22 protein-coding genes are annotated in these 23,012 nt (G+C 62.5%); 16 read left to right on the forward strand and 6 right to left on the reverse strand.

Annotated elements, in window-relative coordinates:
• Window positions 1-53: 53 nt before the first annotated feature.
• From ACPW75_RS14605 to frdD, 5 genes are all read left to right on the forward strand, one after another.
• Window positions 54-1,931 (forward strand): methyl-accepting chemotaxis protein, encoded by a 1,878-nt coding sequence (locus ACPW75_RS14605; RefSeq protein ID WP_016351646.1) that lies wholly within the window; start codon window positions 54-56, stop codon window positions 1,929-1,931.
• 517 nt (window positions 1,932-2,448) lie between these two features.
• On the forward strand, window positions 2,449-4,233 hold the full coding sequence (frdA, locus tag ACPW75_RS14610; RefSeq protein ID WP_011706984.1) for a fumarate reductase (quinol) flavoprotein subunit: 1,785 nt from the start codon (window positions 2,449-2,451) through the stop codon (window positions 4,231-4,233).
• Entirely contained in the window at window positions 4,226-4,960 is a 735-nt protein-coding gene (locus ACPW75_RS14615; RefSeq protein WP_011706985.1) for a succinate dehydrogenase/fumarate reductase iron-sulfur subunit, read from the forward strand. Before frdA ends, ACPW75_RS14615 begins: the two co-directional genes overlap by 8 nt.
• A 16-nt stretch (window positions 4,961-4,976) precedes the next feature.
• Window positions 4,977-5,375 carry a fumarate reductase subunit C gene (locus ACPW75_RS14620; protein WP_005298336.1) on the forward strand — a complete coding sequence of 133 codons (399 nt, stop codon included), beginning with the start codon at window positions 4,977-4,979 and terminating at the stop codon, window positions 5,373-5,375.
• Window positions 5,376-5,487: 112 nt separating this feature from the next.
• Window positions 5,488-5,844: a fumarate reductase subunit FrdD gene (gene frdD / locus ACPW75_RS14625; protein ID WP_011706986.1), complete on the forward strand. Its 357-nt coding sequence runs from the start codon at window positions 5,488-5,490 to the stop codon at window positions 5,842-5,844.
• A gap of 144 nt (window positions 5,845-5,988) precedes the next feature.
• On the opposite strand, the gene ACPW75_RS14630 is transcribed toward frdD, so the two are convergent.
• The gene (locus ACPW75_RS14630) at window positions 5,989-6,687 is read right to left on the reverse strand and encodes a DAPG hydrolase family protein (protein ID WP_077096006.1); all 699 of its coding nucleotides are present in this window, start codon (window positions 6,685-6,687) and stop codon (window positions 5,989-5,991) included.
• Window positions 6,688-6,780: 93 nt separating this feature from the next.
• Between ACPW75_RS14630 and ACPW75_RS14635 the strand changes: the two genes are divergently transcribed.
• Complete coding sequence (locus ACPW75_RS14635) at window positions 6,781-7,422, forward strand: TetR/AcrR family transcriptional regulator (protein ID WP_077096007.1); 642 nt, start codon at window positions 6,781-6,783, stop codon at window positions 7,420-7,422.
• Between the two features lie 135 nt (window positions 7,423-7,557).
• On the opposite strand, the gene ACPW75_RS14640 is transcribed toward ACPW75_RS14635, so the two are convergent.
• The 3 genes from ACPW75_RS14640 to ACPW75_RS14650 all read right to left on the reverse strand — a co-directional run bounded on the left by ACPW75_RS14640 (window position 7,558) and on the right by ACPW75_RS14650 (window position 10,527).
• Window positions 7,558-8,334, reverse strand: coding sequence for a substrate-binding periplasmic protein (locus ACPW75_RS14640; RefSeq protein ID WP_017409219.1), 777 nt, complete (start codon window positions 8,332-8,334; stop codon window positions 7,558-7,560).
• 56 nt (window positions 8,335-8,390) lie between these two features.
• The gene (locus tag ACPW75_RS14645; protein ID WP_077096008.1) at window positions 8,391-9,611 is read right to left on the reverse strand and encodes a winged helix-turn-helix domain-containing protein; all 1,221 of its coding nucleotides are present in this window, start codon (window positions 9,609-9,611) and stop codon (window positions 8,391-8,393) included.
• Between the two features lie 277 nt (window positions 9,612-9,888).
• Window positions 9,889-10,527, reverse strand: coding sequence for a class I SAM-dependent methyltransferase (locus ACPW75_RS14650; protein ID WP_077096009.1), 639 nt, complete (start codon window positions 10,525-10,527; stop codon window positions 9,889-9,891).
• A 277-nt stretch (window positions 10,528-10,804) separates the two neighbouring features.
• On the opposite strand from ACPW75_RS14650, the gene ACPW75_RS14655 reads away from it, so the two are divergent.
• From ACPW75_RS14655 to ACPW75_RS14675, 5 genes are read left to right on the forward strand one after another with little or no spacing between them, the layout of a single operon-like run.
• Complete coding sequence (locus ACPW75_RS14655) at window positions 10,805-11,389, forward strand: thermostable hemolysin (RefSeq protein WP_256821947.1); 585 nt, start codon at window positions 10,805-10,807, stop codon at window positions 11,387-11,389.
• Window positions 11,386-12,852, forward strand: a complete 1,467-nt coding sequence (locus ACPW75_RS14660) for an AMP-dependent synthetase/ligase (RefSeq protein ID WP_077096010.1) — start codon at window positions 11,386-11,388, stop codon at window positions 12,850-12,852. The genes ACPW75_RS14655 and ACPW75_RS14660 overlap by 4 nt, the downstream gene beginning before the upstream one ends.
• Entirely contained in the window at window positions 12,849-13,508 is a 660-nt protein-coding gene (locus tag ACPW75_RS14665; RefSeq protein ID WP_017409224.1) for a TenA family transcriptional regulator, read from the forward strand. Before ACPW75_RS14660 ends, ACPW75_RS14665 begins: the two co-directional genes overlap by 4 nt.
• Complete coding sequence (locus ACPW75_RS14670) at window positions 13,505-14,350, forward strand: SDR family oxidoreductase (RefSeq protein WP_044800567.1); 846 nt, start codon at window positions 13,505-13,507, stop codon at window positions 14,348-14,350. Before ACPW75_RS14665 ends, ACPW75_RS14670 begins: the two co-directional genes overlap by 4 nt.
• A 1-nt stretch (window position 14,351) precedes the next feature.
• On the forward strand, window positions 14,352-14,990 hold the full coding sequence (locus ACPW75_RS14675) for a tetratricopeptide repeat protein (RefSeq protein ID WP_077096011.1): 639 nt from the start codon (window positions 14,352-14,354) through the stop codon (window positions 14,988-14,990).
• 74 nt (window positions 14,991-15,064) lie between these two features.
• On the opposite strand, the gene ACPW75_RS14680 is transcribed toward ACPW75_RS14675, so the two are convergent.
• A complete protein-coding gene (locus tag ACPW75_RS14680; RefSeq protein WP_084865641.1) occupies window positions 15,065-16,267 on the reverse strand; it encodes an ISL3-like element ISAeme19 family transposase in 1,203 nt (400 codons plus the stop codon).
• Window positions 16,268-16,384: 117 nt separating this feature from the next.
• Here ACPW75_RS14680 and ACPW75_RS14685 point away from each other — a divergent pair, with 117 nt between their 5' ends.
• From ACPW75_RS14685 to ACPW75_RS14695, 3 genes are all read left to right on the forward strand, one after another.
• Window positions 16,385-17,074 carry a response regulator gene (locus ACPW75_RS14685; protein ID WP_011706997.1) on the forward strand — a complete coding sequence of 230 codons (690 nt, stop codon included), beginning with the start codon at window positions 16,385-16,387 and terminating at the stop codon, window positions 17,072-17,074.
• Window positions 17,071-18,510 carry an ATP-binding protein gene (locus tag ACPW75_RS14690; protein ID WP_252410867.1) on the forward strand — a complete coding sequence of 480 codons (1,440 nt, stop codon included), beginning with the start codon at window positions 17,071-17,073 and terminating at the stop codon, window positions 18,508-18,510. Before ACPW75_RS14685 ends, ACPW75_RS14690 begins: the two co-directional genes overlap by 4 nt.
• 84 nt (window positions 18,511-18,594) lie before the next feature.
• Window positions 18,595-19,557: an IS1595 family transposase gene (locus ACPW75_RS14695; protein ID WP_077097479.1), complete on the forward strand. Its 963-nt coding sequence runs from the start codon at window positions 18,595-18,597 to the stop codon at window positions 19,555-19,557.
• Window positions 19,558-19,607: 50 nt separating this feature from the next.
• On the opposite strand, the gene ACPW75_RS14700 is transcribed toward ACPW75_RS14695, so the two are convergent.
• Entirely contained in the window at window positions 19,608-20,114 is a 507-nt protein-coding gene (locus ACPW75_RS14700) for an ATP-dependent zinc protease family protein (RefSeq protein WP_043119333.1), read from the reverse strand.
• A 405-nt stretch (window positions 20,115-20,519) separates the two neighbouring features.
• Between ACPW75_RS14700 and ACPW75_RS14705 the strand changes: the two genes are divergently transcribed.
• Together ACPW75_RS14705 and earP are read left to right on the forward strand one after the other, a co-directional pair.
• On the forward strand, window positions 20,520-21,563 hold the full coding sequence (locus ACPW75_RS14705) for a GMP reductase (protein WP_011707000.1): 1,044 nt from the start codon (window positions 20,520-20,522) through the stop codon (window positions 21,561-21,563).
• Window positions 21,564-21,761: 198 nt separating this feature from the next.
• Window positions 21,762-22,970 (forward strand): elongation factor P maturation arginine rhamnosyltransferase EarP, encoded by a 1,209-nt coding sequence (gene earP, locus ACPW75_RS14710; RefSeq protein ID WP_077096547.1) that lies wholly within the window; start codon window positions 21,762-21,764, stop codon window positions 22,968-22,970.
• Window positions 22,971-23,012: the final 42 nt, after the last annotated feature.

Consider the following 23,012-nt stretch of genomic DNA (forward strand, 5'->3'; position numbering starts at 1 on the left):
GCCCATAACAATAAAACCACACATCGCAGACTGACGCTCACAAGGATGTAAACATGAACTTATCCATCAAGAACAAGCTTGTCCTCGCCATCGGGGTCATTATCCTGGTCATCACCGGCCTGCAGGTCTGGTACAACACCACCCAGCTGAGAAGCGAAACCCAGCGCCTGATCTGGAGTTTCATCGACGACAGCTCGGCTGCCAATGTGAAAGGCATCTCCCGCTGGCTGGATGCCCGCATCAGCATGGTCACCTCCACCAAGGAGGCCTTCGCCAAGGAGGACGAACCCATCAGCCACCTGGCCCAATCCATGAATGCCGGCAACTTTGACCTGGTCTACGTCGGCACCAAGGATGGCAAGATGATCCAGAGCAAGCCGACCAATCTGCCAGCCGGCTATGACCCTCGTCAGCGCCCCTGGTACAAGGATGCCATGGCCGCCGGCAAGCTCGCCATCACGGCCCCCTACGCCGACATAACCACCGGCCAGCTGATCATCACCATCGCCGAGCCCTTCACCCGGGGCAATACCCAGGGGGTCATCGCCGGTGACGTCTCCATCGACGCCCTGGTACGCGATGTGCTGGCCATCAACTCGGAAGGGACCTACGCCATCCTGGTGGACAGCAACGGCACCATCATTGCCCACCCGGACAAGGAGCTGGCCCTCAAACAGGCGACCGCCATCTCTCCCGAGCTGACCGCCGCCAAGGTCAACGAGCTGGCCCATGACAACACCATCTCCGAGATGGAGATCAGCGGCAAACCAAGCGTGTTCGACCTGACCGAGATCCCCAACACCAACTGGTATTTCGGCATAGTGGTTGATGAAGCAGTCGCCTATCAGTCCGTCTCCCGCATGGTGACCTCCGCCCTGCTGCAAGGTCTGCTCACCATCCTCATCGTCGCCGGCTTCTCCTATGTCGCCATCAACGGCTCGCTGGCCCCGCTGAAAACCCTGGGCGAAGCGATTGCCGATCTCTCCCGCGGCAACGGCGATCTGACCCGCCGCGTCAAGATCGAGCGTGAAGACGAAGTGGGCATCGTCGCCAAGCACGTCAACACCTTTATCGACCGGATCCACGTGATGGTGCAGGACATCTCCAACTCCTCCGGGCAACTGAACCAGCAAGCCAAGTCGTCCCACAACATGGCGGAAAAATCGAGCCAGGGTCTGGCTCGCCAGCAAAACGAGATCTCCCAGATCGCCACCGCAGTACACGAGATGTCCGCCACCGCGGTGGAAGTGGCCAGCAACGCCGAGCAGACCGCCGATGCGGCCCGCAGCTCTTCCAGCAGCTGCGAGCACGGCAAGCAGGTGATCGCCCGCAACCAGCGCTCCATCACGGATCTGGCCACTCAGGTCAAGCAGGCTTCCGGCATCATTCAAGAATTGGAAAAGAACGCCCAGGAGATCAACACCATCCTCTCCACCATTCAGGGCATCGCCGAGCAGACCAACCTGCTGGCGCTGAACGCCGCCATCGAAGCGGCCCGGGCCGGTGAACAGGGTCGCGGCTTTGCGGTGGTGGCCGACGAGGTGCGGGTGCTGTCCCAGCGTACCCACAGCTCCACCGTCGAGATCCGCAGCATGATCGAAACCCTGCAGCGCAACACCCAGGGCGCCGTCAGCACCATGCACGAGGGTCAGTTGCTGGCCCAGAACAGCGTGGAAGATGCCAACGATGCCACCCAGGCACTGGAGCAGATCACCGCCTCCATCAACCAGATCTCCGACATGGCCACCCAGATCTCTAGCGCCGCCGAAGAGCAGCGGGCGGTAACCGACGAGGTCAGCCGCAACATCCAGGCGGTCAAGGATGTCTCGGACGAGCTGGCGGTCGATGCCGACAGTTCGCGCCATCTGTCTGAACAACTTAAAAATATTTCAGGTGAACTGAGCAATCAGGTCGGCATGTTCCGGATCTGATCTGCCGAAATCAAAGGGGCCACACAGGCCCCTTTTTTTATGAAAAAATGCTTTTGTTTCAATAGTTATTACCACATCAACCATCGGGACTATGGGGATGGAAATCCCCATACGAAACGGTATCTCGTCATAAAGCAACGCATCAAGGTCGACATTCGGATTAGTTTTTTGAACTCAAGCACAGTATTTTTCTATCCGTGAATAATTCTTATTAAATATTTTTGATAAAAAACTTAAAAACTTTATGGGTAATACCTAAAAAGAGAGGTGTTTCTCATTTTTTTGAAAGAAAACTACGTATAATCCTGAGCTTAAAATAACCATAGCAATGACAGCGGCTGATACCGATAACTGAAGGATGGCGATAATTACGGCGTTTTCATCCAAGGAATGGGGTGATTTTGATAAAAGTCACCATTGCCAAGCACTAAAACAAACCAGTTTGACTTGCATCAAGCCTGAATTTTTTTCATAGAGCAAAATCGTGCCCAGCAAATCTATCCCTAAGGAGGCAGATGTGGATATTATCAAGACCGATGTCGCCATCATCGGTGCTGGTGGCGGTGGCCTGCGTGCCGCAATCGCCATAGCAGAAGCCCACCCGGAGCTGGAGATCGCCCTGATCTCCAAGGTCTACCCGATGCGCAGCCACACCGTGGCCGCAGAGGGCGGTGCCGCCGGTGTCGTCCGTGATGATGACTCCCTCGAAAACCACTTCAACGACACCGTATCCGGTGGCGACTGGTTGTGTGAGCAGGACGTGGTCGACTACTTCGTCAACAACGCCACCAACGAGATGATCCAGCTGGAGCACTGGGGTTGCCCCTGGAGCCGCAAGCCGGACGGCAAGGCCAACGTGCGTCGTTTCGGCGGGATGAAGATCCCCCGCACCTGGTTCGCGGCAGACAAATCCGGTTTCCACATTCTGCACACCCTGTTCCAGACCTCCATCAAGTACCCGACCATCAAGCGCTTTGACGAGCACTTCTGCATGGATCTCATCGTGGAAGATGGCCGCGTCCAGGGCGTGTTGACCTTCGACATCCAGAACGGCATCACCCGCTTCATCCAGGCCAAATCCGTCATTCTGGCCACCGGTGGCGCCGGCCGTGTCTATCGCTACAACACCAACGGCGGCATCGTCACCGGTGACGGCATGGCGCTGGCCTACCGCCACGGCGTGCCGCTGCGCGACATGGAATTCGTGCAGTACCACCCGACCGGTCTGCCGGGTACCGGCATCCTGATGACCGAAGGTTGTCGTGGTGAAGGCGGCATCCTGCTCAACAAGGATGGCTACCGCTACCTGCAAGACTACGGTCTGGGCCCGGAAACCCCGGTCGGCCAGCCGAAGAACAAGCACATGGAGCTGGGTCCGCGCGACCGTCTCTCCCAGGCCTTCTGGCAGGAGCAGCAAAAAGGCCGCGTGATCCAGGGCCCGATGGGCGATGTGGTTCACCTCGACCTGCGCCACCTCGGCGAGAAGTACCTCAAAGAGCGTCTTCCTTTCATCTGCGAACTGGCCAAGGCCTACGTGGGTGTGGATCCGGTCAAAGAGCCGATCCCGGTACGTCCGACTGCCCACTACACCATGGGCGGCATCGAGACCAACGGTCAGTGCGCCACCCGCATGCCGGGTCTGTATGCCCTGGGCGAGTGTGCCTCCGTCGGTCTGCACGGCGCCAACCGTCTGGGTTCCAACTCCCTGTCCGAGATCGTGGTATTCGGCAAGGTAGCCGGTGAGCACGCCGGTGAGTTTGCCAAGACCCAGCAACACGGCAACACCCAGGCACTAGCCGCCAAGGCCGAGGCTCTGATCAAGCAGCACCTCTCCCTGCTCGATATCGACGGCACCGAAAACCCGGCCGATATCCGCAACGAGTTGGGCATGTCCATGGAAGCCGGGGTCGGTATCTACCGTACCGAAGAGCTGATGCAGGGCACCATCGACAAGATCAACGAGCTGAAAGCACGTTACAAGAAGATCAAGATCAACGACAAGTCCTCGGTCTTCAACACCGACCTGCTGTACGCCATCGAACTGGGCTACATGCTGGATGTGGCCGAAGCCATGGCGCACTCCGCCCTCAACCGGAAAGAGTCCCGCGGTTCCCACCAGCGTCTGGACGGTTACGAAGAGCGTGATGACGTGAACTTCCTCAAGCACACTCTCTCCTTCTACAACGGTGAAGGGGCCCCGACCATCGATTACTCCGATGTGAAGATCACTAAATCCCAACCGGCGAAACGCGTGTACGGTTCCGAGGGTGAGAAACAAGACGAGGCTAAGAAGAATGGCTGAGATGATCGAAATTGAAATCCTGCGCTACCGTCCCGAGCAGGATAACGAGCCCTGGATGCAGACCTTCCAGGTGCCCTACCTCAAAGAGATGTCCCTGCTGGATGCGCTGCAATACATCAAGGATCATCTGGACTCTACCCTGAGCTTCCGCTGGTCCTGCCGGATGGCGATCTGCGGCTCCTGCGGCATGATGGTCAACGGTATTCCCAAACTGGGTTGCAAGACCTTCCTGCGCGACTACCTGCCGGGCAAGATGACCATAGAGCCGCTCAACAACTTCCCGATCGAGCGCGATCTGGTGGTCGACATGTCCGACTTCATCGAGAAGCTGGAGAGCATCAAGCCGTACATCATCCCGGCCGAGCCGCGCAGCCTGTGCGACGGCGAATACACCCAGACACCGGCTGACATGGCGAAGTATCACCAGTTCTCCATGTGCATCAACTGCGGTCTGTGCTACGCGGCCTGCCCGCAATATGGCATCAACAAGAAGTTCACCGGTCCGGCAGCACTGGCGCTGGCCTATCGCTACAACGCCGACAACCGCGACAGCGCGTCCAGAGAGCGGATGAAGATCATCAGCCAGGATGAGGGCGTCTGGGGTTGTACCTTCGTGGGCTACTGCTCCGAAGTGTGCCCGAAAGGCGTGGATCCGGCGGCAGCCATCCAGCTTGGCAAGGTCGAGAGCGCCAAGGACTACATGATCGCCATGTTCAAGCCAGATTGAGATCAGGAATGAGACCATGAACAACACCAATAGCAAACGTAAGCCTTACGTCCGCGAAATGAAGAAAGACTGGTGGCTGAAGAATGCCTTCTACACCGGTTACATGATCCGCGAAGGCACCAGCATCTTCGTCTCCATCTACGCCGTCGTGCTGATGTGGGGTCTGTTGCGGCTGGTACAGGGTCAGGAGGCGTTCAACGGCTGGCTGGAATCCCTGCAAAGCCCGATCGCCATCCTGTTCCATGTCATCGCCCTGGCAGCTTGCCTGTTCCACGCCAAGACCTGGTTCGCACTGGCCCCGAAAGCCATGCGCATCTTCCGTGGCGAAGACCTGGTACCGGAGAAGCCGATCGTCATCGCCCAGTATGTGGCGCTGGCGGTGGTATCCCTGCTTGTCCTGATCATCGTGGCCTGAGGAGAAAACCATGAGACGTTCTGACGAACCCAGTTATTGGTGCCTGTTTGGTGCCAGGCTGTCACTCAGAAACGTTGGCCACGATCTCTCAATCATGATTTGAGGAAAAAATATGAGACGTTCTGACGAGCCTATATATTGGGGACTGTTTGGTGCCGGTGGCATGGTGGTTGCCATGCTGCTGCCGGTCATTGTCCTCATCACCGGTCTGCTGGTGCCCATGGGCATCATGGACGTGGAGACCATGAGCTACGAACGCGCACTCGAGTTCGCCAGCTCCTGGTGGGGTGCCTGCATCCTGCTGGTGATCATCGCCCTGCCCATCTGGCACGGCATGCACCGTATCTACCACGGCCTGCACGATCTCGGGATCCACACCACCAAGCTGCACCACTATGTGTTCTATGGCTTCGCCTTCCTGGTGTCCGCCATCACTCTGGGTCTGCTGATGGTACTGGTATTCCAGTAAGCACATCCTGACGCAATGACAAACCGGGCCAAGTGCCCGGTTTTTTTATGGCCCCTCGGCGGCTCAGACCGCAGCCCGATAGCGGGCATGCTCCCTGGATGTGCCAAGGCACTCAGCAACGTTCAATGCCAACTATCAGCCACGTCACCAGAGCGTCGGCGCCGATTCACGGCCATTTTCCGCGTAGTAGAGCGACGGCAGAAACTGCGCCAGATAGCTGAACTCGCTGTAGCAGTGGCGCATCAGGTTGAAGCCGATCTCGTCCGGCACCTCGTCAAACGGATTGACGCAGGCCTTGCCCAGCAGGAAGCGGCTGCGCAGCACACAGCCATAGGAAGTATCGCGCGCCAAGTGCAGCATCTCGCCATCCAGCGGCGCCCCCTGCTCATCCAGCGCCACCTCGTCGCCAAAACCGATGCGGGCGCAGATGGCGGCAGAGAGAGCCTGCGTCTCCCGCGCCTCCTGCAGCGGCTGCGGGGCGAACACCTCTTCGGCGCCATGAAACTTGAGGCGGGCCGCCACTGGCGGCAGTTCGGCAAGCCACTCCACCGCCGCTATGCTGGCCCCCACATAGCGCTCCCCTTTTTTCCAGTGATGATCCCAGCCCCGGTGCTCGACGTGGTCGTGCGGGTGCCACCACCTGATGTGCTGGGTCGTCTCGAAGAAGGTGAACCACCAATCCAGCATGCGCCCCTTGCAGCCGTGCAGATCGGTGCGGATGGCGACCGTCAGCAGGCCGTCGGTGCTGCGGGTCAGGCCCATTTCCAGGCGCAGCGGCTGCGGCCTGAGCAACTCGTTGATGTCATTGACGCCCCAGGGGGCAAACAACGGGGAAGTATCCATGATGAGACTCCAATAAATTAGGAAACGAATTTCGTTTCTTAATTTACGCTATGCCTGTATGCTGGGTCTGTCAATGCTTTCCAGGAGTCAATCATGTCACAGCAAACCGATGAAGAAACACGCTCACGAGGCCGCCCGCTTACCCCGGAAGCCGACCTGCGCGCCGCCCTGGCCGAGGCGACGCTGACCTTGTTGCTCAAGGGGGGCTACGGTGCTGCGACTGTGGATGCGGTGGCCAAACAGGCGGGAGTTGCCAAGAAGACCCTCTACCGCTTTGCCGCCAACCGCGACGAGCTGGTGGCGCAGGCGGTGCGCAGCTGGACCGATGCCTTTCAGCCGGCCTTCGAGCAGGATGCTGCTCACCCAGGCGCGCTGGGGGAGATGCTGGAGCAGGGCTTGCAAGCCATTGCCAGCCAGGTGTTGAGCGCGCAGGCGGTGGGCATGTTCCGGCTGCTGCAGCATGAATTCGCGGGGCGCGATGCCCTGCTGGCGGCCTATCAGGAGAACGGCATTGCACGCGGCAGGGCGACCCTGGCGGCGTGGTTGCAGCGCCAGCAACAACTGGGCTGGCTGCGCGAGCTGGACACCGCCCAAACCAGCGATCTGTTGCTGGCGATGACCATGGCGGAGCCGCTGCGCCAGATGGCACTCGGCTTGCTGGCGCCGGGCAGCGACATCCGCGCGCGCATCGCCGCCGCCGTAGCCCTGGTGCTGCCCGGCCTGGTGCGAGGGTAAAACCCCCTCGGCAAGGAACCTGCGCCACGGCAACGGGCGAGATGACATCCGAGCGCGGAACCTGCCGAAGAGCCGCCAGTCAGCCCCATCACCACCATAAAAAAACCGGGCGCCAGGCCCGGTTGTTGATGGTGGTCACTCTGTCGGCGGCAAAAAGCGGCGCATCACCTCGTCGCTGTAACCGCTGTCCTGGAACTCGATGAACACCTGGTTGAGGCGGGTCACCAGCTCATAGGCCCGTGGCGATCCCTTGCTCACCAGCAGATAGAAGCCCTTGCGGCTGGGCAGGGCGAGGTTGAGCAGGCCGCTCTCGCTCTGGTAGATGCCAAGGCCGATACCGCTCATCAGCGGCTCAATCTCGCTGGGCAAGAAGTCGCAGCGATCGCGCCCCAGCATGTCCAGCGCCTGCTGCAGCTGCTTGACCCGGCGCGGCTCCAGCGCCAGTCCGTAAGGGGCATAGTTGTAGCCGATCACCCCGCACACCCGGGAGCGATTGACCGTCTGCAGATCGGGCGCCTCGGGGAAGCGCCGCTTGAGGTAGAAAAATCCGAGGTGGGTGTAGTAGAGCGGCACGCTGTAGAAGGCATATTCCGCCCGCTCCGGCTTGTAGCTGGCATCCCAGGTCAGCTCGCACAAGCGGTTCTGGCGATAATCGGCCAGCTCCTGCTGCACCCGCGCCCAGGGCAGGTAACGGATCTTGTAGGGCAACCCGAGCTTTTTCAGGGCCTCGAGCACCTGGGTCGTGGCGGAGCCGGTAAGACGGCGGGTGTCGGGCACGCCATCCTTGCGCTCCCAGTAGGTGAAGGGGGCCCACTCGTTGCCCTCCCCCAGACAGATCTGCACCTCGGGCTGGGCCGCCTCCACCAGCCCGGCCAAGCCCCATCCCAGCAGCAACAACATGGATCGCGTCATCGTCTCCCTCCTTCGCTTCCCTTGCAGCTTAGTTCAGGTAGGGATGATGCTCCCCGTCAGGGTGCCCCCTCCTGCCACAGGGCCAGCAGGGGCGCGGGGATGGCGCCGTAGCGCAAGGTCGGGGTCTGGTGCCAGTCGGCCAGGCGCTGCAGCGCTTTGGCCAGATCCTGCGCCAGGGTCCGGGTCACCCTGACTCCCGCCTCCAGATAGAGGCTCTTTATCTCGAAGATCCCCTGCTGGCGATGGGCCTTGGCGTCCATCCTGCCCACCAGCTTGCCGCGATGCAGCAGCGGCAGCACGAAGTAGCCGTACTGGCGCTTGGGCGCCGGGGTGTAGCACTCGATGCGATAGTCGAACTGGAACAGCTCGCTGGCCCGTTTGCGATCCCAGACCAGCGGATCAAACGGCGACAGCGCCGTGGTGTGGCTGGCCTTGAGAGTGCCGGACTGGGCCTGGGCCAGCTCGTCTGCCAGCGAGGCGTGCACGAAGGCGCCGTGCTGCCATCCCTCCACCCGCACCGGCAGCAGCTCTCCCTCGTCCGCCAGCTGATGGAGCAGGGCGTCGTATTTGCCGCGCCGCAACCGATAGTAGTCGGCCACCCAGCCGGTCTTGACCAGCCCCAGCGCCCGGCAACTGGCCCGCACCATGTCTCTTTGTGCCTGTTCCAGGCTCGGCAGATCCCGCTCATCGCGCCACTCGGGCATCACCCGCTCGGCCAGGTCGTAAACCCGCTGGAAGTTGCGCCGCTCGCGCACCATCAGCTGGCCCGCGGTAAACAACACCTCCAGGTGGCGCTTCTCCGGCTTCCAGTCCCACCAGCCGTTGCCCTTCCCCTCCTTGCGTTCAAAATCCGCCGCCCGCACCGGGCCGTGCTGGCGAATGCGCGCGATGATCTCGCCAATCTCCTGCTGATGGGTGGCGAGCCAGTTGGCCGAAAACTTCCAGCCCATGGCGGCGGGATCCAGCATGCGGTGGCGCAGCAGGCGGTAATCCTCGCGCGGCACGAAGCAGGCCTCGTGCGCCCAGTATTCGAAGATCTCGCCATCGGCCAGCAACTGCTCCAGCCAGCGCGGATCGTACTGCCCCAGCCGGCTGAACAGCACCAGATAGGGGCTGCGGGCCACCACCGAGATGGTGTCTATCTGCAGCAGCGCCATGCGGCGGATGGTGGCCAGCAGGTCGGCCGCTCGCGCCTTGCCACGGCGCGGCGTCAGCAGGCCCTGGGCCGCCAGTTGCAGATGACGGGCATCCTGCAGTGAAAGATGGGGAATCGACATGACGAACCACTCCTTGGTATCGGGGGACGGGCGGCTGGCGGCGCCTGGGGCTCAATGCAGGGAAACAGGCAAGCGGGCCACGCCAATCAGGCCATCAGCATGCCCAAGCCGCCGCCAAATGAAAATGCCCGGCTCAGAACCTGTTCACGATCTGTGACGAGAGGTCGTCAGCAAGGTAAAGAGCAGCGCAGGAACCAGAGTGTATATAAATACATGAGGATTCCGAGCAGCACATGAGCCTTGATCACGACCTCACAGTAAGAACATGAGCAGGTTCTCAGGGTTTGGTGATGACCGCCACATCCACGTGGGGAAACTCGACCTGCGCCTGCCAGCGGGCTGCCAGGGCGCGAAAGGAGGCCTCGGCGAAGAAGACGATGTGGGTCGGATCGTGGCGGTAGCGCCACTGCCGAAAGCGCTCGTCCCCCAGCACCCGCTGGGTCTGCAGCACCAGCAGACCGCCGGGCTTGAGGCAGCCCCACAGCCTCTCCAGCACAGCGCGCGGGGTGGCGATGTGCTCGATCACCTCGGTACTGGTGATGAAGTCATACTGCTGCGCCAGCAGCTCGGGCTCGTCGGCATAGAACTTGTCGTAGCCCGCCATCTGGTAGCCCGCCTCGCGGCCCATGGCGATGAGCGCCGGGCCCGGGCCGCAGCCAAAATCGAGGCCGCTGGCCGGCGGGGGCAGGCGGCGCTGCACCTCGCCGAAGGCCCGCTGCAGAAACTGGCGATAGCGGGGATCATCCACCTGGTTGTCGTGGCCGTCATAGACCGCCTTCTCACGCGCGGGATCCAGGTGCTCGGCCGCATCCAGCCAGACCAGCTCGCAGGCCCGGCAGCGATGGTACAGCTTGCCGGCCACCGGCAGCTCATAGGCATCGGCGGCGCAGCAGAGCGGGCAGGATAAGGGGGGCATGGCATCTCCTCTCGAAAGCGGGGCGGTCAAAAGTGGCCGCAGCTTGCCTGCCCGTCTGGCGGCTGACAAGGTTTTTGTCCGGCTGCTCCGTGTTCGGGTCGCAGCTTTACCTCTCTTTTCAACCAGTTGCCTCTGTGTGAAACAGATTTTTTACCTCTTAAGGGTTTCTTAAGTTTGCCCCTTTAGTCTGATGACAATCGACAAGAAGGAGCCATCCATGACCACCGACATTCAAGCCCCCTATCGGCTGACGCTGGCCGATACCCCGCAATAGGTCATGGCACTGCAAGGCTACATCCAGGCCGCCTACAGCCAGGAGTTCAACGCCCGCATTCCCCATTTTCTGCCCTGCCTGCTCGGCCTCTACCGGGCCGACGGCCTGCTGGTCGGCGCCTGCGGTCTCAAGCTGGCCGGCAGCGAGCGCCTCTATCTGGAGCAGTATCTGGAGCAGCCCATCGAGGCCGCCATCGAAACCCGGCTCGGCGCCCCCGCCCGGCGGGATCGCATCGTCGAGGTGGGCAACCTCGCCTGCAGCGAGCCCGGCAACGCCCGCCTGATGTTTGCGGCGCTCTGCCGCCTGCTGTGCGACAACGACCTCGATTATGTTGTATTCACCGGCACCGCCAAGCTGCGCAACAGCTTTCACCGCCTCCACCTCACCCCGGTCGAGCTGGCCCCCGCCCAGGCCGACAAGGTGGGTGACGACGCCAGCGCCTGGGGCGCCTATTACCACTGCCAGCCCAAGGTGATGGTCGGCGATCTCGGCCTCGGACGGCAGGCACTGGTTCAGGGCAGCCTGCTGCTCTCCCTGCTGGCGCCCATGCCGTCCCTGTTCAACTGCCCGCATCGGAGCGCCTTATGATGCTGTTTGACCAAATCGCCTACTTTGCCCGCCAGACGCCCCACAGCCCGGCTCTTGCCAGCAGCCAGCACAGCCTCAGTTACGAGGCACTGTGGCAGCAGTTGCCAGCGCTGGCCGACCGTCTGCAGATGGCCGGGATCAGCCGGCTGGCGCTGCAGCTGGACAACGGCCTGCCCTGGGCGCTCATCGATCTCGCCTGCACCATGGCCGGCATCGTGGTGATCCCGATCCCCCACTTCTTCAGCCTGGAGCAGCAGGAGTGGCTGCTGGAGAGCAGCGGCGCTGACGCCCTGATCGGCCCCCACCATCCCGGCTGGCAGGCCAGCGATCCGCTGCAACTGGCGGTCGGCGAACTGCCGCTGTGGCGCCGCACTCCTGCCCGGTTGCCGCCTCTGCCGGCCGGCACCGCCAAGATCACCTATACCTCCGGCACCACGGGTCAGCCCAAAGGCGTCTGCCTGTCGCTGGCCCAGATGATGGCGGTCTGCGCCTCACTGGCCGAGCGGGTCGCCCCGGCCAACGTCGAGAAGCACCTGACCCTGCTGCCGCTCACCACCCTGCTGGAAAACCTGACCGGCCTCTACGTGCCGCTGCTCACCGGCGCCAGCAGCCGCATCCCTTCGCTGGCTGAGCTCGGCTTTGCCGGCTCCAGCAAGCTGGACCCGGCCACCCTGGCCCAAGCTCTGCTGCGCTGGCCCACCCACAGTCTGGTGCTGGTGCCCGAGCTGCTGCGCCTGCTGCTGGCCCTGTGCAGCGCCAACCCGGCGCTGGCCGAGCAGCTGGCCGGCCTGCGCTTCGTCGCGGTGGGCGGCGGCAAAGTCTCGCCCGAGCTCATCAGCCGGGCCCGCAAGCTGGGGCTGCCGGTCTACGAGGGGTACGGCCTGTCGGAGTGCGGCTCCGTCGTGGCCCTCAACGGCCCCGACGGCCACAGCCTGGGCAGCGTCGGCCAGCCACTGCCCCACTGCCGGGTATCGATCGCCGCCGACGGCGAGATCCTGGTGGAGGGAGCCGCCATGCTTGGCTATCTGGGCAGCGACGAACCGGCGCCAGCACGGGTCGCCACCGGCGATCTTGGCCACCTGGATGATGAGGGCTATCTGCACATCACCGGGCGCAAGAAGAACGTCCAGATCACCGCCTTTGGCCGCAACTTCTCCCCCGAGTGGGTCGAGGCGGAAGCCCAGCTCTGCCCGGCCATCGCCCGTATCGTGATCTTCGGCGACGGCCAGCCGGCCAACGTCGCCCTGATCCAGCCACTGCCCGGCGCCGATGCCCAGCTGGCCCAGCAGATCGAGCAGCTCAATCACCGCCTGCCCGACTATGCCCGCATCCATCACTGGCTGCCGGTGGCGCTGGATCAGCATCCGGAGCTGCTGACCGCCAACGGTCGCCCCCGTCGCGAGCGGATTTATCACCACTTTTCCCGGCAGATCAGCCAATGCCTTACAGGAGAGACCTCATGAGCTTCTATCAAGTGCTGCAACAAGCCACCGCCCCGGCCCGGGAGCATCTGTTCAACGCCCCCATCATAGAGGCGTGCCGCAAGGGGGAGATCTCCCGCGACATCTACCTGCGCTTCCTCTCCCAGGCCTTCTATCACGTGCGCCACACGGTACCGCTCTTGATGGCCACCGGCGGCAAGCTGGGTCAGGAGTATGAGTGGGTGCGCGGCGCCATCGCCGAGTACATCGACGAGGAGTACGGCCATCAGGAGTGGATCCTGAGCGACATCCGCGCCTGTGGCGGCGATGCCGAGGCGGTGCGCCACGGCCAGCCCGAGCTGCCCATCGAGCTGATGGTGGCCTTCCTCTACGACCAGGTACAGCGCGGCAACCCCATGGGGTTCTTCGGCATGGTCCAGGTGCTGGAAGGCACCAGCGTCGCCATCGCCCTGACCGTGGCCGATCAGCTCAAGGCCGGTCTCGGCCTGCCCCCCCAGGCCATGAGCTACCTGAGCTCCCATGGCGCGCTGGATCAGGAGCACCTCAAGTTCTTCGAGTCCCTGATGAACCGGGTAGAAGCCCCGGCCGATCAGGCAGCCATCATTCACTCGGCTAAGGTGGTCTACCGCCTCTATGCCGACATGCTCTATCAACTGACGGAAAACCAGACATCATGAAGCTTGAAGGAAAACTCGTGCTGCTCACGGGCGCCAGCGGCGGGATCGGCGAAGCGCTGGCCCAGGAGCTGGCGGCCCAGGGGGCGCGCCTGTTGCTGCACGGACGCAGGGCCAGTGCGCTGGAGCGGCTTCGCAAGGAGCTGCCGCACCCAGAGCGCCACCAGACGGTGATCGCCGATCTGGGCTCGCCCCAGGAGCGGGCCAAACTGCTGCAGCATCCGGCGCTGGACGAGGGGCTGGACGTGCTGATCAACAACGCCGGTTGCAACCAGTTTGCCTGGCTGGAGGATCAGAGCAGCGAGCAGGTCGAGCGCCAGCTGCTGCTCAACGTCGAGGCGCCGATCCAGCTCACCCGCATGCTGCTGCCCCGCCTGCGCAAACCGGCGGTGATCATGAACGTCGGCTCCAGCTTCGGCGCCATCGGCTACGCCGGCTACAGCGTCTACTGCGCCAGCAAGTTCGCCCTGCGCGGCTTCAGCGAGGCGCTCGGCCGCGAGCTGGAGGGTACCGGCATCCAGGTGCTGCACTTTGCTCCCCGCGCCACCCGTACCCGCCTCAACTCGGAGGCGGCCTACGAGATGAATGCCGAGCTCGGCACCCACACCGACAGCCCGCAGGACGTGGCCGAGGAGGCCGTCATCGCCCTGTGCAACGAAACCCGCCGCAGCTGGCTCGGCTGGCCGGAGAAGCTGTTCGTGCGGCTCAACGGCCTGCTGCCCGGCCTGGTCGACCGGGCGCTGGCCAAGCAAAAACCCATCATAGAGCGCTATGCCCGCCACGCGGCGCCCGCTGCCGGCAACGCGGGGCACACAACTTCCGTCATGACAGAGAAGGAACGTTAAGATGAAGCACGCCACTTTCCGCCCCCGTTTCACCCACGGCGCCCTCCTGCTGCTCATGCTGGGCTCGGGGATGGCCCAGGCTGCCGACACCCTGCCCGTCATCCAGCAGCAGTGGGCCGTCTGTCAGTATCAGCAAACCGGCAAGGCCAAGGAGAACTGCCTCGAACAATTGAGCAGCCAGGCCGATCAGGCCAGCGCCAAGGAGGCCTTTCGCACCGACCTGCTGATCTGGTCGGCCATCGTCAAGAGCACCTGGGCCGGCGCCAAGGGCGGGCTGGGGGCGCTGGGTCTGGTCAAGGAGGCCAAGGCCAAGCTGGAGATCGCCCTCAAGCAGGACCCCAAGGCACTGGACGGCTCCGCCTACACCAGCCTGGGCTCGCTCTACTATCAGGTACCGGGCTGGCCGGTGGGCTTTGGTGATGACGAGAAGGCCGAGCAGCTGCTCAAGCAGGCGCTGGCCATCAACCCGACCGGCATCGACCCTAACTTCTTCTACGGCGACTTCCTGCTGGATCAGGGCCGCAAGGCCGAGGCCAAGAGCTATCTGGAGAAGGCGCTGAGCGCCCCGCCCCGGCCGGGTCGCGAGCTGGCGGATCAGGGTCGACGCATCGAGATCCGCGATCGCCTCGACAAGCTGTAAACCCAAGTCGGATCAGAGCGCTATTTAAACTCTGCCCACCAGCTTGCATACTGGTGGGCAGCGTCTTTTGAGGTTCATCGCGGCTTTCCGGGGAAGGCCGCCTTGATTTTCAGAAAAAAGTATTCTGAGTCCCTAAATCCATATGCCATACGCTTTATCACTTTGATCTTGTTGTTCACCCCTTCCAGCACACTCGTGTGCATCGGGTAGTTTGCACTCGCCAGGATCCCCCGCATATATTTCGATAAATTTCGACCAAATCGTTGCAGCGGCGCTAGCCCGCTTTCCTTCACCTGCCGCATCCAGCTCCGCCATCGTCGCCATCCTTCCCACACGCTCGGCGCATACCAGATGCCCTTCAACGCCTCTTTCAGCACGTACACCATCGCCAGCGGTTGATTCGCCGCCAACAGCTCCTGCAACTTCACATCCTGTTTTTCACTCAGCTTCGCCCGATTACGTAGCAGCAACCAACGCGCACTTTTGACCACTTTTCGCGCCGGTTTATCGCTTTTCAGTGCATTCGCCTGCTCCACTCGCACCCGGTCCACCACCTCTCGGCCATAGCGAGCCACCACGTGGAACAGGTCGTAGACCACCTCCGCCTGCGGGCAGTGTTGCTTCACCTCCAGGTCGAACGCCGTGTTCATGTCCATCGCCACCGCCTCAATCTGCTGGCATCGCTCGCCGAGCTGCTCGAAGAAGGGACGGATAGCGGCCCGGCTGTTGCCGTGCCCCACCCACAGGACGCGGGTTCGCTCGGCATCCATGATCACGGTGGCATAGCGGTGTCCCTTGTGCAGGGCAAACTCATCCATCACCAGCCGCCGCACCTCCCCAAGTTCGATGGTGCCCACACTGGTCTGCAAACGGCGCTTGTCGATCTCCTTGATGGTGTGCCAACCGACCCCGGTGAGCTGGCTGACATGGCGGATGGGGAGGTACTGAACGAGCGCTTCAATCCAGCACTGCATGCGCCGGGTGAGGCGGGAGCCAGAGGGGAGCCAGTCGATATGTTCACTGACGCGACCACAGCGCAGACAGTCGACGCGGCGAACAGGCAGTTGTAACCAGACTTGTCGGTCAAATAGGTCTCGCTCACGCACCCGGCGGATACGTTGGTCGTGGATCAATGGCGTGGGTTGCAGGCATCGGCGACAACGGGGCAACAGGTCGGCGCGAGGCTCAAGGGTAAACAGGGTGTGATGGTTGGCAGAAAGCGCTTGGGCGATGACGGTATAACCTGGCCAGAAGGAGGCAATATCAATATGATGCACGGCGACAGCAGGGTGATGGTGGTGGTGTGTTTGGAGACAGCCAGTTTACCAGCACCCTGTCTGTCAACTTCCACTTCCCCAAGATCCCGCGAAGAACCTCTTTTGAGGGGAATAATAATGCGGATCCTGTTGGTGGAAGATGATGTGATGCTGGGCGACGGCATGGTGGATGCCCTGCGCAGCAGCGGCTACACGGTGGACTGGCTGCAGCAGGGGCTGCCCGCCCTGTCAGTGCTCAAGAGCGAGGAGTTTGCCGCGCTCATTCTGGATCTCAACCTGCCGGACATCGACGGCATCAGCCTGCTGCGCAAGCTGCGTCGGGAAGGCCAGACGCTGCCGGTGCTGATCCTCACCGCCCGCGACGCCCTGGACGACCGGGTACTGGGGCTGGATGCCGGCTCCGACGATTACATGGTCAAGCCGTTCGCCCTGCAGGAGCTCAACGCCCGCCTGCGCGCCCTGGTGCGGCGCAGCAAGGGCCAGGCCCAGGCGGTGCTGGAATACGGCGAGCTGCAGCTCTATCCCGAGTCCCAGCAGGTCACCTATAGGGGCGAGCCGGTCAAACTCACCCCCCACGAATACAAGCTGCTGCAGGAGCTCATCACCCAGAGCGGCCGGGTGCTGAGCAAGGATCAGCTGCAGCAGAGCCTCTACGGCTGGGACGAGGGGGCCGAGAGCAACGCGGTGGAGGTGCATATTCACCACCTGCGCAAGAAGTTCTACAGCGACCTCATCCGTAATATCCGCGGGGTCGGCTACATAGTCCCCCAGCTTGAACAGGCCCAGCGCCGGGACCACCGGGCATGACGCGTCCCCGCTCCATCCGCCGCTTCCTGCTCTCCGGCATCCTGGCGCTGGTCAGCGCCAGCCTGGCCATCAGCGCCCTCATCGGTTATCTGGAGGCCAACCACGAGATGGAGGAGCTGTTCGATGCCCGTCTCGCCCAGTCCTCCCGTATCACCAACCAGCTGCTCAGCCGCTATCTGGAGCAAAATGGCGAACTGCCCGCCAACGGCACCGTCTATCAGGACTGGGAGCAGCACAACCCGGATCAATGGCAGAAGGACACCAGCTTCAACCTGCGGGGAGAAGACAGGGAGCTCACCCCCTTCGGCCACGAATTCGAGCGCAACCTCTACTTCCAGCTGCTGAGCGAGCAGGGCCACATACTGCTGCGCTCCCCCAGCGCCCCGAGCCAGCCCCTCGGCGCCCTGGCCCCCGGCTTCAACAACGTCACCAAGGACAACCACGAGTGGCGCACCTTCACCCTCTACAACCAGGACGAGCACACCTGGCTCATCGTGGCGGAGCGGGATGACGAGCGCAGCGAGCTGGCCAGCAAGATGGCCACCCTGGCCATGCTGCCGCTGCTCATCACCCTGCCCTTCCTGCTCGGCCTGCTGTGGTGGCTCATCTCCCGCGGGCTGGCGCCGCTGCGGCAGCTGGCCCAGGCCATCGGTGAGCGCCACCCGGCCAACCTGAGCCCGCTCACCCTGAAGATCCGGGCCCAGGAGCTGACCCCGCTCACCAACGAGATCAACCGGTTGATGCACGCGCTTGCCGACACCATAGAGCGGGAGAAGCAGTTCACCAACGAGGCGGCGCACGAGCTGCGCACCCCGCTGGCGGTGCTGCGCATCCACAGCGAGAACGCGCTGGCCGCCGAGGATGCCGAGAGCCGTCAGCACTCCCTGCAGAAGATGCTGCTGGCGCTCGATCGCAGCGATCGGTTGTTGCGCCAGCTGCTGACCCAGGCTCGCATCGACAACCAGCAGGGGCTGGAGCTGACCGAGCTCAACCTGAACCAGCTGCTGCAGGGCACCCTGGCCACCCTGGCCCCCATCGCCCTGAAAAAGGATCAGCAGCTGTCGCTGGAAGGCACCGAGCAGCTAACGGTAATGGGGCAAGCCACCCTGCTGGAGCTGATGTTCAGCAACCTCATCGACAACGCCCTACGCTACACCCAGGCGCAGGGCGAGATCGCGGTCGAGGCGCGCCCGGAGGGACACAGGGTCAGGGTCGACATTCGCGACAACGGCCCCGGCATCCCCACCGCCGCCCTGTCGCGCCTGTGCGAGCGCTTCTTTCGGGTGAATCCCCAGCAGGGGGACGGGGTCGGCCTCGGCATGGCCATCGTCTCGCGCATCGCCCAGCTGCACGGCGCCGATCTCGACATCCACAACCGGCCGGAAGGGGGGCTGGAAGTGAGCGTGCTGCTGCCCGCCCCCTCCCGCCCAGTCTGATCATCACCATAAAAAAAAGCTCTGTCCCAGTTATGTGTTGAAAGGCTAACCTTGAAGTAGGTCATCACCTTGAGGGCCTCCACCATGGATACCCAAGCCTTTCAACAGCTACTGTCCCTCTTCCCATTACTCACTTTGCGTCAGCGTCGTCTCGCGCAACAGGAACTCACCACCCCTCACCCCATCACCTCGTTGGCCACTCAACTTCCCGCATGCCAATGCTGCCCTCACTGCCAGGCTGAGGCCACACTGCTGGCTCCCTGGGGCTGGTCTCGAGGGCTGCGCCGTTATCGCTGCAAGCAGTGCTTGCGCACCAGTTCCGTTCTCACTAACACGCCTCTCGCCCGACTTCGCAAGCCACAATGCTGGGAAGACTATGCACAGGCCCTCATCGACGGTCTGACCGTCCGGCAGGCGGCGCTCCACTGCGGGGTCGGTAAAAACACCGCCTTTTTGTGGCGTCACCGCTTCCTGAAGGCCATGGCTAGCCACCAGGCGGTACGGGAAGAGGGTATCATCGAGGTCGATGAGACCTTCTTCCTGGAGTCATTCAAAGGACAGCGCGGATTGCCCCGCCCGGCCCGCCATCGTGGAGGTAAAGGCCGTACCCGAGGCACAGGACCGGATTACATCCCGGTGATGGTGGTGCAAGACCGAGCAGGCCACCTGGCCGATTTCCAGTTGGAGCAGCTGAATGCCAGGGCAGTGAAGGCGGTGCTTGAGCCGCTTATCGCCCCGGATGCCGTCCTGTGCAGCGATGGTGCCGGGGTGTATGCGAGTTTCAGCGAGGGACTGGGGATAACACACCAAGTGGTGCGCAATCGAGCGGGAGAGCGGGTGGTGGGTGCATATCACATCCAACATGTGAACGGGTACCACAGGCGATTGAAGGAGTGGATGGAGCGGTTCCATGGGGTCGCGACCCACTATCTGAGGAATTATCTGGGTTGGAGGAGGATGTTGGAGCGCTATGGGCGGGAAGTGAATATCTCACGTTGCTTGCATGAGGCGCTGGGGCGCCCCATGCAACACGTAATTGGGACATAGCCTAAAAAAACGGGGGCCAGGCCCCCGTTTTTTTATATCGTTCACTTCCCTCAGCGACAGCTCGGCTGCACCGTGAAGGTGCGGCTCGAATCCACCGCGCCGAGATCCGCCAGCAGGCGGCGCCCCAGCAGCACCGGATAGATCATCTTGCTGCGATCGCGCAGGGTGAACCACTCCTCATACACCTTGTCACCCAGGCAGATGGACATGGTGACCGTGGGGCGCTGCTCCATGCCGCCGGCGCCACGCACCGTCACCATGTGCTCCACCGGTCGCTCCAGGGTCTGGCTCACCTGCCGGTCGGTGTTGGCATCGGTCACCTGCAGGGTAAAGCGTACCCAGGACTTGCCGTCACGCTTGAAGTGGCGCAGATCCCGCGCATCAAGCGAGGAGGTGAGCGCCCCGGTATCCAGCTTCATCTTCACCGCCACCCCGCTCGGCATGATGAGTCCCTTCTCAATCCAGCCATAAACGGCGGGATCGGAGGCAGCCCGAGCCGCTCCCGGCAGGGCGAGACCGACCAGCAACAGCAGCGGCATCATTCGCAATCCGAACATCTTCACTCCTTGTCAGGGCAGGGCCAACGCTGGCCCGAACAGCCCAGAGTGGGGATGGAAAAGGCGGCTGTCAACTGGTGAACGTGGCCGCCTCACCGCCGCCAGCGCAGACATGACGCGTGGCGTCAGGATCACACAGAAGCTTGCCAAAAGGGATTCAATCGGGATACTCCAAATGGACGGACGAGGCGAGATAAACGGGGCTGGATGAAACCCAAGGCTGCGCTCAGGTTGTGACGCCAAAGGCTACCACAACGCTGAGTGAATTATCAGTCTTGTTCCGACGGGATTTTTGCCTACACTGTTGTAAACCGGAGGGCCTGAAAACCACCGGTTTTTTTGCGCCTGCCGAAAAGTTGCCACTGCAAAGTGACCTATCAAACAAGGCTCAATAAGGAATTCGTAATGCGTATCGAAGAAGACTTGAAGCTCGGTTTCAAGGATGTCCTGTTCCGCCCCAAGCGCTCTACTCTCAAGAGCCGTTCCCAAGTCAGCCTGACCCGTCAGTTCACCTTCAAGCACACCCAGACCCAATGGCAAGGGGTGCCCGTCATCGCCGCCAATATGGATACCGTCGGCAGCTTCGCCATGGCGCGTACCCTGGCCAGCTTCGAGATGATGACCGCAGTACACAAGCACTACAGCCTTGCGCAGTGGCAAACCTTCGTGAGCGAAACCGACCCGGCGCTGCTGGGTCATGTGATGGTCTCCACCGGCACCTCCGAGGATGACTTCACCAAGACCCGCCAGATCCTGGCCATGTCCAGCGCCCTGCGCTTCATCTGCGTCGATGTGGCCAACGGCTACTCCCAGCACTTCGTCGAGTTTCTGCGCAAGATCCGCGAAGCCTGCCCGAACCACGTCATCCTGGCGGGCAACGTGGTCACCGGCGAGATGGTGGAGGAGCTGATCCTCTCCGGCGCCGACATCGTCAAAGTGGGCATAGGCCCGGGCTCGGTCTGCACCACCCGGGTCAAGACCGGGGTCGGCTACCCGCAGCTCTCCGCCATCATCGAGTGTGCCGATGCGGCCCACGGTCTGGGCGGCCAGATCGTCGGTGACGGCGGCTGCACCTGCCCGGGGGATGTGGCCAAGGCGTTTGGCGGCGGCGCCGACTTCGTGATGCTGGGCGGCATGCTGGCGGCCCACGAGGAGTGTGGCGGCGAAATCGTCGACGTGGATGGCGAACCCTTCATGAAGTTCTACGGCATGAGCTCCTCGAGCGCCATGGACAAGCACGCTGGCGGCGTCGCCGAATACCGCGCCTCCGAGGGCAAAACCGTGCTGCTGCCCTATCGCGGCCCGGTCGAAAACACGGTGCGTGACATCCTGGGCGGAGTGCGCTCCACCTGCACTTATGTGGGTGCCAGCCAGTTGAAAGAACTCACCAAGCGCACCACCTTTATCCGGGTACGCGAACAAGAGAACAATGTCTACGGCAAGGAGTAAACCTGGTTCATCTGCTTTACCGCCAGCTTAAAGAACTGCACAAAGCGCACACCACCTTTATCCGGGTGCGCGAGCAAGAGAACAATGTCTACGGCAAGGAGTAACCTGCCGCAGCCACCGTCACGCGCTGACGGTTAGAAGCCAGCCAACCGGTGTGCTACCCTGCGCACCGGTTTTTTTGTATCTGGATGCCCTGACATGACCAGCCCCCTCCCCCCGTTTGACTGGGATATCTTCTGCTGCGTAGTGGACAACTTCGGCGACATCGGCGTCACCTGGCGGCTGGCCCGCCAGCTGAAACAGGAAGGCGCGCTCCCAATCCACGGCAATGAGGTCCAAGTGCGGCTCTGGGTGGACGATCTGGCCAGCTTCGCCCGCATCTGCCCGGGGCTCGACCCCGCGCAGGATAGCCAGTGGGTCGATGGCATCCATATCCAGCACTGGCACGACACCCTGCCGGCCGACACCCTCCCGGCCAGGGTGGTGATCGAGGCCTTTGCCTGCCAGCTGCCCGCCCCCTTCATTGAACGAATGGCCGAGCAGATGGCGAGCCAACCCAGGCCCCCTTGCTGGATCAACCTCGAATACCTCTCGGCCGAATCCTGGGTCGAGGATTGCCACGCCCTCGCCTCGCCCCAGCGGGTCGGCAACCAGAGCCTCAACAAATACTTCTTCTTCCCGGGCTTCACGGCCAGAACCGGCGGTCTCTTGTGCGAGCGCGGCCTCATTAGTGATCGCGAGCGCTGGCAACAGGATGAAGCCGGGCTTGCCGCCTACTGGGCCAGCCTCGGCCTGCCGCCCAAACAAGAGCACGAGCTGCGGGTCAGCCTCTTCACCTACGAGAGCGCCGCCCTGACCAGCCTGGTCGAAAGCTGGTGCCAGAGCGCCACGCCCGTCACCCTGCTGCTGCCGCTCGGGCGCTCCCTCAACGACGTGCTCACCGGCGCCGGGCTGGCAGCGGCCATTCCGACGGCCAAGGCAGGGGCACTGCTGCAGGCGGGCAACCTCACCATCAAGCTGCTGCCGATGACCAATCAGGCCGGTTACGATCGGCTGCTGTGGAGCTGCGATCTCAATCTGGTGCGCGGGGAAGACTCCTTCGTGCGGGCCCAGTGGGCCGCCCGCCCCTTCCTGTGGCACATCTATCCGCAGGAAGAGCAGGCTCACATGGTCAAGCTGGACGGCTTTCTCGACCACTATCTGGCAGAGCTGCCCCCCGCCACCGGCCAATGGCTGCGCGGCTTCAGCCACGCCCTCAATCAGGGGGAAAACTGTCGCGATTGGTGGGCGCAATGGCCGGAACACGCCGCGATATGGCTGCAACATGGGCGACCTTGGTCACAGAAGCAGCTCAGGGATGGGGATCTCGTCACTCGGCTGGTGAAATTTTTAGAAAGCCGTATATAATCTGGCAGTTTTTATCTGCCCGTATACGAACAGGAATTTTTA

Source organism: Aeromonas sp. FL131 (assembly GCF_049860615.1).
GTDB lineage: Bacteria > Pseudomonadota > Gammaproteobacteria > Enterobacterales > Aeromonadaceae > Aeromonas > Aeromonas hydrophila.

Coding starts and splice junctions, on each gene's coding strand:
- ACPW75_RS14700 (WP_043119333.1), bottom strand. CDS start 20,114: ATGTTCGGATTGCGAATGATGCCGCTGCTGTTGCTGGTCGGTCTCGCC.
- ACPW75_RS14645 (WP_077096008.1), bottom strand. CDS start 9,611: ATGTCGATTCCCCATCTTTCACTGCAGGATGCCCGTCATCTGCAACTG.
- ACPW75_RS14640 (WP_017409219.1), bottom strand. CDS start 8,334: ATGACGCGATCCATGTTGTTGCTGCTGGGATGGGGCTTGGCCGGGCTG.
- earP (WP_077096547.1), top strand. CDS start 21,762: ATGACCAGCCCCCTCCCCCCGTTTGACTGGGATATCTTCTGCTGCGTA.
- frdD (WP_011706986.1), top strand. CDS start 5,488: ATGAGACGTTCTGACGAGCCTATATATTGGGGACTGTTTGGTGCCGGT.
- ACPW75_RS14635 (WP_077096007.1), top strand. CDS start 6,781: ATGTCACAGCAAACCGATGAAGAAACACGCTCACGAGGCCGCCCGCTT.
- ACPW75_RS14665 (WP_017409224.1), top strand. CDS start 12,849: ATGAGCTTCTATCAAGTGCTGCAACAAGCCACCGCCCCGGCCCGGGAG.
- ACPW75_RS14670 (WP_044800567.1), top strand. CDS start 13,505: ATGAAGCTTGAAGGAAAACTCGTGCTGCTCACGGGCGCCAGCGGCGGG.
- ACPW75_RS14685 (WP_011706997.1), top strand. CDS start 16,385: ATGCGGATCCTGTTGGTGGAAGATGATGTGATGCTGGGCGACGGCATG.
- ACPW75_RS14675 (WP_077096011.1), top strand. CDS start 14,352: ATGAAGCACGCCACTTTCCGCCCCCGTTTCACCCACGGCGCCCTCCTG.
- ACPW75_RS14615 (WP_011706985.1), top strand. CDS start 4,226: ATGGCTGAGATGATCGAAATTGAAATCCTGCGCTACCGTCCCGAGCAG.
- ACPW75_RS14705 (WP_011707000.1), top strand. CDS start 20,520: ATGCGTATCGAAGAAGACTTGAAGCTCGGTTTCAAGGATGTCCTGTTC.
- ACPW75_RS14630 (WP_077096006.1), bottom strand. CDS start 6,687: ATGGATACTTCCCCGTTGTTTGCCCCCTGGGGCGTCAATGACATCAAC.
- ACPW75_RS14690 (WP_252410867.1), top strand. CDS start 17,071: ATGACGCGTCCCCGCTCCATCCGCCGCTTCCTGCTCTCCGGCATCCTG.
- ACPW75_RS14605 (WP_016351646.1), top strand. CDS start 54: ATGAACTTATCCATCAAGAACAAGCTTGTCCTCGCCATCGGGGTCATT.
- ACPW75_RS14650 (WP_077096009.1), bottom strand. CDS start 10,527: ATGCCCCCCTTATCCTGCCCGCTCTGCTGCGCCGCCGATGCCTATGAG.
- ACPW75_RS14660 (WP_077096010.1), top strand. CDS start 11,386: ATGATGCTGTTTGACCAAATCGCCTACTTTGCCCGCCAGACGCCCCAC.
- ACPW75_RS14695 (WP_077097479.1), top strand. CDS start 18,595: ATGGATACCCAAGCCTTTCAACAGCTACTGTCCCTCTTCCCATTACTC.
- ACPW75_RS14620 (WP_005298336.1), top strand. CDS start 4,977: ATGAACAACACCAATAGCAAACGTAAGCCTTACGTCCGCGAAATGAAG.
- ACPW75_RS14655 (WP_256821947.1), top strand. CDS start 10,805: ATGGCACTGCAAGGCTACATCCAGGCCGCCTACAGCCAGGAGTTCAAC.